The sequence below is a fragment of the Microcoleus asticus IPMA8 genome, from assembly GCF_013179805.1.
In the GTDB taxonomy this organism is placed as follows: Bacteria; Cyanobacteriota; Cyanobacteriia; order Cyanobacteriales; family Microcoleaceae; genus Microcoleus; species Microcoleus asticus.
On record NZ_SRRZ01000175.1, the window covers coordinates 1 to 12,282 of the forward strand.

Here is a 12,282-nt window from a genome sequence, read left to right on the forward strand (position 1 = left end):
GTGTCAGACTAGGAGCCGGATGCAGTGAAAGCTGCACGTCCGCGTTCTGAAGGAGAGGTGTCCTGTGGTAACACAGGCATCGACTCTAATTAAATGGGAGGGGCGGGGAATAATATCCCCCCTCGACCCAACCAAAGAGGAAACTACAGTACACAACGTATTAAATTTAAGTCCCGTCACCTTACTTAATGTTTTGTTACATACTTGTGATTTTCCCCGCGGACCTACTTAGATCAGTTTGATTGTTTACTCCATGCGATCGAGAATGTCTTATGCTTTGCGTCCTAACCGCCTTGGCGGTTGCTATACTTGCTAATTAATGAATCAAGCAACGGGTGTCATTTTCTGTCTTGCCTACATTTTGGGATTGATTTCTACAGCGGTTCCTTGGGGTAGATACGGGATACTTGCTTTGGGAATAGCGGTGGCCATCGCCCTGCCAAAATTGTTGCGAAAATTTACTAAAAATTCTGTCAAAGTCACCAAGAAAAGACGCAGCAGACAAAAAGAAAATGCTCTTGAAGAACCCTTAGAGGCGAGGGAAGAATTGAGTTTGTTGGAGATGCTGCCGAGAGCGAAATGGGTGTGGGCAGTTGCGGGTTTGGTGGCATTTCTAGCTAGCGTTTATTTTGCAGTTCGATCGCCCCAACCGGCAATAGATGACATCAGTAAACTGATTCCGGCTGGCGGGAACACTCAAGAAGTCGCAGTGACAGTTCGCGGTAGAGTTGCCAGTACGCCTCGATTGACTCGATCGGGTCGATCGCAATTTTGGCTAGAAACAGATTTAGTTAGCGAAATCAACGGCGGCGAGGGAGGAGCAGTCGTAAACCGCCCAGTATCCGGCCAACTCTATGTTACAGTCCCTCTTCTGCAAGCAACGGGTTTGTACGCCGACAATACGATCGCAGTTGTGGGATCTTTGTACAAACCGCAGCCGCCGTCGAATCCGGGGGCTTTTAATTTTCAAGCATATTTAGCCAGAGAAGGAGCTTTTGCAGGCCTCAAAGGGCGTCAAATTGACTGGACGAGAGAAAATGCGATCGCGGATGTAAATCGAGTTAACGGCCAAGCGGATGCTTTCTGGGAGCCAAGCGGAATGCGGCCATCGAAAATTCAAGCGATGCGACAGCGGATCGTGCGATCGCAACTATCGCAGTTAAATGTTCCCGAAGGGCCCTTGATCGGTGCGATCGCCCTTGGCAAACAAGCAGTAGATTTACCTTACAACATCCGCGACTATTTTGTGCAGGCTGGATTGGCCCACGCGATCGCAGCTTCCGGCACTCAAGTTTCGATGGTTTTAGCCTTAGTTCTAGCTTTAACCAGGCGTTTTTCCAAACAATTACAATTTTGTTTTGGCGTTGGTGCTTTATTTTTGCTCGTGGGATTAACTGGCTTTGAACCTTCAGTATGCCGCGCCGCTTTGATGGGATTTGGAACATTATTTGCTTTGGTGCTGAGCCGCCAAGTTAAGCCGCTGGGATTGCTGTTAATCGCTGCTACTATTTTACTGCTAGTTAACCCTTTGTGGATTTGGGATTTAGGTTTTCAACTGAGTTTTTTGGCAACTTTGGGGTTAATAGTGACGACGCCGCCGCTGATGGCAAAGTTAGATTGGATGCCGCCCGCGATCGCTTCGATTATTGTGGTTCCGATCGCGGCTTCAATTTGGGTGCTACCGCTGCTACTTTACGTTTTTAGTGTGGTATCACCTTACAGTATTTTAGTCAATATTATTGCGGCTCCTTTGCTGTGGATTTTGAGTATTGGGGGGATGGTTAGCGCTTTAGCTGGATTGATTTTTCCGCCTGCTGGCAGTGTTTTAGCGCAACTGCTGGACTATCCGGCAAAAGGGTTAATTGCGATCGCCCAATATTTCTCGCAATTGCCTGGTAATTCGGTAGCTGTCGGTCAAGTATCAGTGTTTCAGCTAATAGCGCTTTACAGTTTAATTTGCTGGGTTTGGGTCGGGGGAAGTTCGGCAACGAATTCTGTAACGGATGTAACGGATAGAAGGAGGAAGGAAGAAAAAAGACGGAAGCCGGAAGCAGTCAGAGGAAAAAACCAGGAAAAGGGGAAAGGGAAGAAGGGGAAAAGCAGAGTTATTGCGCTGCCGATTTTTTCTGCGGCTTGGATTTTACCGCTGGCCGTTGTGGCGGGAATTAGCATCATAGTTTTGCCAGCTTGGCACGTTCAAGCATCTTTATTTCAAGTTACTTTGCTGGCGACATCTGGCGATCCAGTTTTAGTAATTCAAGATAGGGGAAAAGTGGCGCTAATTAATAGCGGTGATGAAAATACCGTCAGGTTTACAGTGTTGCCTTTTTTGCAGCAGCAAGGAGTTAATTCTGTGAATTTTGCGATCGCCACTCACGGTCATTTAGGTTTGAGCGGCGGTTGGGGAAAATTACTAGAACGCTTGCCAATTAAAACATTTTATGATAACACTGCTACGAAACAAATTCACCGTGGCAACAATCAGGAATTTATGACGGCTGTGCAATCTCACCAAGGTGTTTACTTTCCTTTAGAAACTAACAGTACAGTTGATCTGGGTTCGACGCGGTTGCAGTTCGTGAATGCGGAGATTCCGGTGGTAGAATTCCTGGTGGGAAATCGAACTTGGTTGCTCGTCGGTGAAATGACACCGGAAGCGCAAAAAAAATTGGCAGCAACGGGAACCTTGAAGCCCGCTCAAGTGCTGTGGTGGTCGGGAAAAACCCTGACGGCTGAGTTATTAAGCGCGGTTGGGCCACAAGTGGCGATCGCATCTGCTAACGAAATCGACCCAGAAACCGTCGCCCAACTGCGCCAAAACAAAACCCAAATATTCTGGACAGGGCGCGACGGAGCCCTCCAGTGGACGCCAGCAGCCGGATTTAAGACCACCCTGGAATCTGAAGAAAATCAAACTTCTTTTCTGTAAAGATTTACAATGTGGCGCACTGTGCGGTAAAATACTTTTAGCTCACATCTCAAATCAATTGGAGAGGTGGCAGAGCGGTTGAATGCGGTAGACTCGAAATCTACTTTAGGGGTGACTCTAACGTGGGTTCAAATCCCACCCTCTCCGTTTTTCCTTTAAAAATCAATATTTCTGGCATCTCCATGCTTAAGATACAACCAGCAAAATAAGATAACTTGGTATATTTTATGGGAGATTTTGCCGAAGATTTGGGGAAGATTAATGATTCCCTAGATCGAGTCCAGATCAGATCCAAGGGGAAGAGGTTTTACTTGCGAGCCACTTTCCCACCTCAGCCCGGTGATGGTGATAAACCGAAACGGTATGAGATTAGCAATGGATATGCAGCGCATTCAGAGGGGCTGAGATGTGCTAAAGCTAAGGCTCTATGAAAATTGAAGCTCAGCTATTGCGTGGAATGTTTGATTGGACACCGTGGGTCAACGGCAAGCAACAACCAATGGAACACTTGCCAAATTTGCCCGCCTCGAAGTTAAATTTACTGAATTAGTCGCTGGGTGCAGATCTAAAATGCCCAGAGATTTGCCATCGGAACCCGGCATCCGCAACCAAGGTGTTGACCTAACGCCTTACCATTTGTGTGATGCCTATGCTGTTCGCGGGTCAGTTCTAGGAATTGACCCGGCGATCCTAGCTCGATGGATGGTTCACTCACTACAAGTTCACTTCGACAAATATCATCATCACATCAGTAAAAGGGATTTTGAAACCGCTTGAAAGCGAGCCAAAATTAACAATTTTATGGGCTAATAGATTTGATATTTCGCTCCCAAGTATTCACACTCTACCAATTGTATATGAAGTTGCATAGAATAAAAATACTGTTTAAAGGTGATTAGTTATGGCACGCCAACTGATTATGGCGATCGCAGAAAGTGGAGAGAGTTTGGACCAACAACTAAAAACCAGTCTCACTGCTAGCGAGAAAGAATGATTGCAAATGTTATGGTGGGCCAAAACTGGAGAAATCACGATCGCATAAAACCCTTGCCGAACCTTTGGGACGCGATGCTTCAACGGTAACGGGCGTGGCTGCAAAAATATCGTCAAGGAGGATTGTCCCAATTGTTGGTAGTCAACAGTGCAAGAGTGAAAATCGCCCCACTTTAGTCTGCTAGGCTCTCGCCGGATTGCCAGAAACATTGCATTCGCAATTTATTAAACAAAAATTCAAAGCAGAAGTGTTTCTGACACTTATGGAATTGCGCGAACGACTGGCAGCAAGTTCTACAACAAATCACCCCTAAACTGTGGCAGTTCGCTATGTTCTTACAATTTCATTTTTGAAGCTTTATTCTATGCCGCTTCATATTAATTTGGTATTAGAAACGAGCGAAGTTTATATTGTCGGGATAGATGCTCCTGCTTTTGTTAAAAATAATTCTCAACTTATGACCAACTGGCAGGCTGTGCGAAGTCAATTTGGATACTCTGGGCCATACACCCAAAATTGGTTTTGGTTGTAAATGATATCTAGCACCATTGTCAAGAACACGCTTTCCGACCTGTTCCACAACACATCAAGTTTTTCGTGCGGTGAGCCCCAGAGATTGAAAATGGTGCTAGATGTAAGATACAACTAACTATTTTCGGCAAGGACTAAAGGACACCCGGTGAAAGACAGATACACCGCAACGTTGCAAAGCTAATTTATGTTTAGCAGTTCCATATCCTTTGTTATTTGTCAAGTCATATTCAGGATACTTAACAGCCATCCGCAGGATTAATTCATCGCGCCAAACTTTCGCCACAATACTAGCAGCAGCAATCTGAATCGATCGCGCATCACCCTTGATCATCGTCTCTTGCTCGATCGACAAATTGGGAATCCTTTGATTCCCGTCAACCAAACACAAATCAGGAGTAACATTCAGCTTCAGAATTGCGCGTTTCATCGCCAACAAAGAAGCCTGCAAAATATTCAAACGATCGATCTCCCGCACCGAAGCCGCACCAATTTGACAGTCAACCGCCACAGCCCGGATTTTTACGGCTAACCGACTCCGGGCTGCGGCACTCAACTGCTTGCTGTCGCGCACCCCGCAACTTGCTAATTCATCGAGAACTTCCTCGGGCAAAATGCAGGCTGCAGCCACCACCGGCCCGAACAAAGCCCCTCGTCCGACTTCATCCACACCTGCAATTACCAGAGTGTTCGAGGGAGAGGGGGAAAGGGGAAGATGGAAAGATGGGAATAGAGTAAAAATTTCTACTTCTTCCTTCTTCCCTCGAACCTCGGACTTCTTCCTTCTTCCCTCGGACTTCATATCACTCATCCAAAACGGCTGACGAGCGACGCCTGCGCCGCCGGTTGATAGCAGGCTCCTCGGGTTCGCTGGGTTCGCTGGGTTCGCTGGGTTCGCTGGGTTCGCTGGGTTCGCTGGGTTCGATCGGCTCATGCGATTCATGCGGCTCGATCGATTCATGCAGCTCGATCGATTCATTCGACTCATTGAGTTCAAACGGCTCATAGGATTCGTCCATCACATCGCTGGTTTCCTCGATATGAGCAAAATCATCAGTTTCGTCGATCGAACTCTCGCCGTAAATTTCAGCCTCATCATCATCCGAAAATACAGGCTCAGCTACCGACATTTCTGGATAATAATCGCGTTCCTCAGCATTCTCTGCAGGCACAGCCGGTTCAAATTCAAATTCGAGCTGCTCAAAAGGCGGCTTGTTCGGGGCCGCTCCCGGGAGAGTCACGGAAACGATCGCATTCTTAGGATTTTTGACGCTGCGATCAGTAAGCACCAAAGGAGAAACCCCCATCAGCGCATAAACATCCTGCTCCTCCGGCGTCATTTCCACCGAAATCACCTCCGGAGGCTCCACCATCGGCTTCATCAACTCAGACTTAGCCGGACGCACGCGATCGAAATCCTCGCGCCTGCCAACAGTCGCCATATTCACCAACCCGAAGCCCTCCGAAGCTGCCCGGATACCGGGGGGTGCCAGATACTCAGAGCGCGTCTCCGCCACGGGCGCGCTCGAAGTATTCGGCAGCCGCAACTTGCTGCGCACCGGTTCCTCCTCCACCGGGAGGGCAAAAGGCTCTTCACCAATCCGGCGGCGGCGGCGGCGTCTCGTTCCGTTCCCCAAATCCTGATAGCTGGGATGGTTGAGCAAGTCCAAAGGCGAGGCGTTGCTGCCAGTCTCAAAATCCAAACTTTCGCTCTGAGGTTCCCAAGCAGCCCGAGCAGGTTCTGGGGGGCGTTCTTCCCGCACTGGTGCAGGAGTTGCAGCCGCCACAGGCGTCAAGCTGCGGCGTTCCAATCCTTCGGGCAAATTCAACAAAACGCGGTTCGACGTAGCAACGGTGCGATCGCTCGATTCCCGCACCGCTGCGGCGAAGTCTTCTTCCCCGGGCAGTTGCACCAGATGACCCAACCCGCTGCAAGTAGGGCAAGTGTGACCGAACAACTCATAAATATTTTGACCTTGGCGCTTGCGGGTCAGTTCTACCAGTCCCAATTCCGACAGTTGAGCGATTTGCGGCCGAGCTTTGTCAGCTTTGAGAGCTTTATTGAAATGTTCCAGCACCTGCAACTGATCGCGGCGGGATTCCATGTCAATAAAGTCAACAATAATCACCCCGGCAATATTGCGCAACCGCAGTTGTCTGGCAATTTCCGTTGCTGCTTCGCAATTTGTCCAGAGTACCGTTTCCCGAGCCGTGGCCGATCGAGTAAACGAGCCAGAGTTGACATCGATCACCGTCAGCGCCTCAGTCGGCTCGATAATCACATAACCGCCCGAAGGCAAATCAACCCTCGGTCTGAGGGCTTCTCGAATCGCAGCGTTAACGCGGAAAAATTCTAAAATCGAGGCGCGCTCTCGGTGGTGGTCGATCAAAACTCCCGCAGGAAGTTTACCGCCGTTCCAGCTCATCAACTGCTGCTTCACCCGCTTAATTCCATTTTGCGAGTCCACCACAATCCGATTCACGTCACCGCTGAACATATCTCGCAGCACCCGCTGGATAAAATCGTCATCCCGGTTGAGCAGTGCCGGTGCCCGCGAGGTACCGCCTTCGAGTTGAACGGCTTCCCACTGTTTTTGGAGGACTTCCAAATCTTCCATGATGGCTTCTTCCGTCATCCCTTCAGCTTCGGTGCGTACCAGCAGCCCCATCCCGGCCGGTTTCACTAAAATAGCCAGAGCTCTGAGGCGGTTGCGCTCGGCTTCCGACTTGATCCGCCGTGAAAGATTGACTCCCCTGCCGTAGGGCATCAGTACCAAATAGCGGCCCGGCAGGGTAATGTTACCTGTCAGCCGGGGGCCTTTGCTGCCCGTCGGTTCTTTCATCACCTGTACCACCACTTTCTGCTGGGGGGTCAGGAGTTCTGTAATTGCTCCTGCCGAGCGTTTAAGGCGCAGCGGGCCGAGGTCTGTTACGTGCATGAACCCGTTACGTTCTGGGTCGCCAATATTGACGAATGCCGCATCTATCCCGGGGAGTACATTCTCGACAATTCCCAAGTAAATGTCGCTGACTTGGTGGCTGCCTGTGGCTACCACAAGTTCTTGGATTTGATCTTCTGAAAAGACGGCAGCAATGCGATGCTGCTCTGCTATAACTATCTGCTTTGTCATTCAATTTCCTCACAAAACTGGCAGCAAGTTAGAGACACTTACGCACAAGAGTGCCTCTGACTTTGACTGTAATTAGTAGTAGCTTGAAGAGTTATGAGCTGTGAGTTGGTGCAGGGAGGAAGGAAATTTAACTGTTGACCGTTCACCGTTCACTGTTAACTGTTACAGATAACTGTTCATTGTTAACGGTTCACTGTTACAGATAAAGTAGTTAAACCCGCCCGTACAGAGTTATGAGTTATGCTCAGCAGATAAATCTGAGAGATAGAAATAAGGAGGCTTTTATCGAGTTAGTAATATTGAGTTTTGAGTTGAGAATTGCGAAATCAATACTCAAAATCCAACACTTAGAACTCTTCCTTTGAACTCAGGGAATAAATTCAGTGACACCGTACCAATTTCTTAACACACAACTTAACACTACGAACTGATAACTCCGCTTGCGTGGTGGTTGAGGGCTGGTTTTGAGCGAAAGTAGGTAGGAGTGAAAGCGCCTAGACTTTTGTTGAATTCTTGCGCGATCGCACTCAACACACCCCTGATTGGCATTCGACTGCAACCTCCGCCCCTGCCAACCCTAAAACCTCGTCAATCGATTTTAGATTTTAGATTTTAGATTTTAGATTTACTCCACAGATGAATCTGGGAGATTGAACTTTAGTCTAAAATCTAAAATTTTTGGTTCTCCACGACTTAAGTCGGGGGCTTATCTGCGTTTTTTGACAGGGCAAAAACATCTATTGTTGAATACCCGCTCTGCGGCTTGAACCGTTAGATTTTTGAGTAAGCCGACGGCCGACAACCAGTCGATCGGTCGAAATTAATCGCTAAATTTGGTTCATACCCCGCTCCTGCGGGTTTGGCACTAGATTTAGCCTGTGAATGTACAACAAAAAGGCTTGAAGTCTTGAACAGAAGCAATTTGCACCCAGCCCGCGTTGCTGGTTGACGAGGGCGGCGAGCGACTAAAGCGCTCGAGCCGCCGTGGCTTCCATAACAAGCGATTATAGCGTGAAACGAAACATCCCGATCGACTAGAGCCGAAGGTGAAATATTCCACCACAGCTCCCCTATTTTAACCATAACCCAGTATTAGCTGACTACGCTCAACCTGCTGAAGCTGAATTTGCTGCTGGCTGACTTGTTCGAGCATGAAAACAATATGTTCTGGCTTTAGCAAGTTGCCGTCGCTGCGACAACTGCCGGTAAAGCGCAAGACGGCTCTACCTTCGGATGTACCACCAGAGGCAGAGGTGCTGGTGTCTGGTTTCTGCTCTACAAGTTCTAGTTTGTGCAGCCGATCGCGCAAATTGACATCCTGAGTCTTTCCCGACTTAGTAGTGTGCACCCGCCAAAAAGCCTCGGTTTCGGCGATCGTCTTGACCCAAGCTTCCCAGTTGGCATCAGGAGCCACGGAGACAGGAGCAGAAGTTTCACGGTATAATTCGCCATTTTCTGTCAACGAGCCCGCTACAGCGACAGTAATCACGTACTCCGCTGCTTCCAACAACTGACTGGCAGAAGGAGCCTTGAGATCGATCGACTCAACCTTGTAAATCGGAATATTTTCCGGCAGCTTTGCCGCCAACTTTTCCCGAAAACTCTCAACACCGATCGGCTCAGTTAGCTCAAAGTCGGCAATTTCCCCAGTGCTGGTAACGCCCAGAGGCAGAGCATTTGCCAGAGAAATCCGAGGGTTCGGGTGGAACCCGCCGGTAAAAGAAATCGGCAAATCAGCTCTGCGGACTACTCGATCGAGCAATCGGAGCAAATCCAAATGACCAACCAAAGCCATATCGCCCACCTTCCCGAACCAAACCCGCAAACGCTGTTTCCGCTCCGTATTCGGCACGAACTCCCCGGCAAACTCTGGAATTGGCAGCGCATCCACAACCACATTGTGTCCGAAATCTGTGCCGCAAACCCCGCAGCGCGAACAGCCTTCAAAGGAACAGTCGGGAACCGTCGCTGCTTCTAAAGCCTTTTGCAAGTCAATTTTCAGCCAGTTTTTGTCGATTCCCGTATCTAAGTGATCCCAAGGCAGGGCCCGATCGAGAGAGAGGGGGAGAGTGGGGGAGAGGGAGAGGGGGAGATCCGGAGAATTGGGAAAATCTTCCTTGATTTCTCTTCCTTCTTCCTTCTTCCTTCTTCCTTCTTCCTTCTCCCTTCTTCCTTCTTCCTTCTCCTCTTCCTTCTCAAAAAGATTCCACTCGCCGCTTTCGACTTGGCGGTATTTCCAGGTAAGGCCCGACTCGTCTATCGCCTGAGTCCAAGCTTTGTAAGCCTGATCCAAACTTTCCCACCACGCATCCATACCCGCGCCAAGTTCCCAAGCGCGACGGACTACAGCAGCCAAACGCCGATCGCCCCGTCCGACAAAATCCTCCATTGCCGAAATGCGCACATCAGTGTAATTCACTTTTACGCCCCGCATCCCCCGAAATTCTCCCTTCAGGAGTTTTTGCTTGCGGGAAAACTCAGCAGTAGAAACCGAGTGCCACTGAAAAGGAGTGTGAGGCTTAGGCGTAAAATTAGAAATTGTCAAATTAAAATTCAGTCCCCGCCGGCCATCCAGCCTGCATTCGCGGTGCAGCCAGCGGACTGTTTCGGCGATGCCCAGAACATCAAAATCTGTTTCCCCAGGCAAACCGATCATAAAATACAGCTTGATTTTATCCCAGCCGCGATCGACCGCAGTTTTGACACCCCGGAGCAATTCTTCGTTTGTCAAACCTTTGTTAACGATGTCGCGCATCCGCTGAGTACCAGCTTCCGGGGCAAAAGTCAAACCGCTTTGCCGCGTGCCGCCGAGAATGTCGGCAATATTATCGTCAAATCTGTCAACCCGCTGGCTGGGTAGAGACAGAGAAATATTTTTATCTTTCAGGCGATTTTTGATTTCCATCCCGACTGCTGGGAGTGCCAGATAGTCGGAACAACTGAGGGAAAGCAGGGAAAACTCGCTGTGCCCGGTGGCTTGCATTCCCTGTTCGATCGCCTCTACGACTTGCTGCGGTTCGACATCGCGCGCGGGGCGAGTCAGCATTCCCGGCTGACAGAAGCGACAGCCGCGGGTGCATCCCCGGCGGATTTCTACTGTCAGTCTGTCGTGTACTGTCTGGACGTAGGGAACCAGGCCGATCGAATAAGCTGGTATCGGAGTCGCGACGCGGCGCAGAATTCGTTCTGGAACTTGCGGGCGGTTGGGATGAACAGAACCGTCGGCCGCCATGTCGTAAAATTGCGGGACGTAGACGCCTGGAATTTGCGCTAAATCCAGCAGCAATGCTTCTCGGCTCAAATTATTAGTTTTGCCTTCTGCCAAAATCAAGCCAATTTCTGGCAGCAATTCTTCTCCATCTCCCAAAGCGATGAAGTCAAAAAAGTCAGCGTAGGGTTCGGGATTGGAAGTTGCTGTTTGCCCGCCAGCAAAAATCAGCGGCATTTGACCGTTTTGGTCATTTGTCGCTCTTTCTTGCCAAGTTAGGGGAATGCCGGCCAAATCCAGCATTTCCAGAATGTTTGTTGCTCCCAGTTCGTAGCTGAGGCTGAAGCCCAGAATATCAAATTCTGTGAGCGATCGCCTGGATTCTACCGCAAACAGGGGAGTTTTGGTCGATCGCAGTTTTGCTGCCAAGTCTGGTGCGGGCAAATAAGCTCGATCGCACAACTGCCTCGGCAAGGCATTCAAAATGTTGTAAAGGATGATGTGCCCCAAATTGGAAGCACCAACTTCATACACTTCTGGGTAAGTGAGCACCCAGCGCACAGACGCCCCGTCCCAATCCTTGTGGGCAGCCCCCAATTCGTTTCCCAGATAACGAGCAGGCTGATTGATTTCTGCTGAAAGTAATTCTTCGACTTTTACTGCCACGGCTCGACTCGCTAAATATCTGCGACTCTTAAGCAGCCTACCTTAAAATCTGCCAACACGCCAACGACAGTCCTCTGTCTTTTGGGGCATTTAACCGAATTTACTGGGTTTTGTTGCTTGTTTTCGCCGAGGAGGAACCTCTACCAGTGCTGGTTTGCGCAGGAGTTTTCGGCTTCAAAGCTATCCACATTGTCAAATATCTCAAAAACTCGATCGAGTTGACTGAGTTCCAGAATCATCCTAATCCCGGGGGATACCGAGCAAATACTAAACCTGCGCCCCATTCTTTTCGCCTGCTTGAGGCCCGAAACCAATGCCATCAAACCGGCACTGTCAATAAATGTTACTGCGCCCAAATCTACGAGTACCGCTACAACCCCGGGGGCTGCAATTGCTGTGATGAGTTCCCGTCCGAATTCTCCGGAGGTGGCTGCATTCAGGTGGTCTAGGGGTCGAATCACCGTAATTGGTTTATGGGCAAGAAGTGTCTGCATAATATGTCAAACCTATGGTTGCTACGTATTTTCAACTACTGCGCTGGACAGGTGTAAGCCTAAACCTACTTGATTACTCTGAGCCTAACTTACTATAAGGGAAACCGACCAGTGGTTTTCAGTATTTTTACGTAATCTTTATTTATTGACTGTTTTTTATGAAATTTTGCGTAAGATTTGCGGAGGAAAAGTAAGCTACTATACTATTTTTTATTTATGCCAGTAGGTTTAGTATTGGTAAGGAATGAAAATTTAATAACATCAGCGATGTATAATAAATAAATGAGTGAATATGAATAGGTTTATGTTGCGGTAGAGATGTCAAATAT

The 12,282-nt window shown here is 48.9% G+C and carries 9 protein-coding genes and 1 tRNA gene; 5 read left to right on the forward strand and 5 right to left on the reverse strand.

Annotated features, from left to right (window positions below):
* Positions 1-319 precede the first annotated feature (319 nt).
* From E5S67_RS29140 to E5S67_RS32835, 5 genes are all read left to right on the forward strand, one after another.
* On the forward strand, positions 320-2,929 hold the full coding sequence (locus E5S67_RS29140; protein ID WP_172192574.1) for a ComEC/Rec2 family competence protein: 2,610 nt from the start codon (positions 320-322) through the stop codon (positions 2,927-2,929).
* 60 nt (positions 2,930-2,989) lie between these two features.
* Positions 2,990-3,076: transfer RNA gene (locus E5S67_RS29145), tRNA-Ser, on the forward strand.
* A 280-nt stretch (positions 3,077-3,356) separates the two neighbouring features.
* On the forward strand, positions 3,357-3,479 hold the full coding sequence (locus E5S67_RS34240) for a hypothetical protein (protein ID WP_281363592.1): 123 nt from the start codon (positions 3,357-3,359) through the stop codon (positions 3,477-3,479).
* A gap of 20 nt (positions 3,480-3,499) precedes the next feature.
* On the forward strand, positions 3,500-3,706 hold the full coding sequence (locus E5S67_RS29150; RefSeq protein WP_172192576.1) for a hypothetical protein: 207 nt from the start codon (positions 3,500-3,502) through the stop codon (positions 3,704-3,706).
* A gap of 581 nt (positions 3,707-4,287) precedes the next feature.
* Positions 4,288-4,455, forward strand: a complete 168-nt coding sequence (locus E5S67_RS32835) for a hypothetical protein (protein ID WP_216670787.1) — start codon at positions 4,288-4,290, stop codon at positions 4,453-4,455.
* Between the two features lie 117 nt (positions 4,456-4,572).
* Here the strand turns inward: E5S67_RS32835 and E5S67_RS29155 are convergent, their stop codons facing one another.
* From E5S67_RS29155 to E5S67_RS29170, 5 genes are all read right to left on the reverse strand, one after another.
* Positions 4,573-5,256, reverse strand: a complete 684-nt coding sequence (locus tag E5S67_RS29155; protein WP_172192584.1) for a ribonuclease HII — start codon at positions 5,254-5,256, stop codon at positions 4,573-4,575.
* A gap of 1 nt (position 5,257) precedes the next feature.
* Positions 5,258-7,585, reverse strand: a complete 2,328-nt coding sequence (rne, locus tag E5S67_RS29160; protein ID WP_172192578.1) for a ribonuclease E — start codon at positions 7,583-7,585, stop codon at positions 5,258-5,260.
* Between the two features lie 420 nt (positions 7,586-8,005).
* Positions 8,006-8,134 (reverse strand): hypothetical protein, encoded by a 129-nt coding sequence (locus E5S67_RS34245; protein ID WP_281363593.1) that lies wholly within the window; start codon positions 8,132-8,134, stop codon positions 8,006-8,008.
* A 526-nt stretch (positions 8,135-8,660) separates the two neighbouring features.
* A complete protein-coding gene (locus E5S67_RS29165; RefSeq protein WP_172192580.1) occupies positions 8,661-11,459 on the reverse strand; it encodes a TIGR03960 family B12-binding radical SAM protein in 2,799 nt (932 codons plus the stop codon).
* A 140-nt stretch (positions 11,460-11,599) separates the two neighbouring features.
* Positions 11,600-11,953, reverse strand: coding sequence for an STAS domain-containing protein (locus E5S67_RS29170; protein ID WP_172192582.1), 354 nt, complete (start codon positions 11,951-11,953; stop codon positions 11,600-11,602).
* Positions 11,954-12,282 lie beyond the last annotated feature (329 nt).

Coding starts and splice junctions, on each gene's coding strand:
- E5S67_RS29140 (WP_172192574.1), top strand. CDS start 320: ATGAATCAAGCAACGGGTGTCATTTTCTGTCTTGCCTACATTTTGGGA.
- E5S67_RS34240 (WP_281363592.1), top strand. CDS start 3,357: ATGAAAATTGAAGCTCAGCTATTGCGTGGAATGTTTGATTGGACACCG.
- E5S67_RS29150 (WP_172192576.1), top strand. CDS start 3,500: ATGCCCAGAGATTTGCCATCGGAACCCGGCATCCGCAACCAAGGTGTT.
- E5S67_RS32835 (WP_216670787.1), top strand. CDS start 4,288: ATGCCGCTTCATATTAATTTGGTATTAGAAACGAGCGAAGTTTATATT.
- E5S67_RS29155 (WP_172192584.1), bottom strand. CDS start 5,256: ATGAAGTCCGAGGGAAGAAGGAAGAAGTCCGAGGTTCGAGGGAAGAAG.
- rne (WP_172192578.1), bottom strand. CDS start 7,585: ATGACAAAGCAGATAGTTATAGCAGAGCAGCATCGCATTGCTGCCGTC.
- E5S67_RS34245 (WP_281363593.1), bottom strand. CDS start 8,134: ATGCCAATCAGGGGTGTGTTGAGTGCGATCGCGCAAGAATTCAACAAA.
- E5S67_RS29170 (WP_172192582.1), bottom strand. CDS start 11,953: ATGCAGACACTTCTTGCCCATAAACCAATTACGGTGATTCGACCCCTA.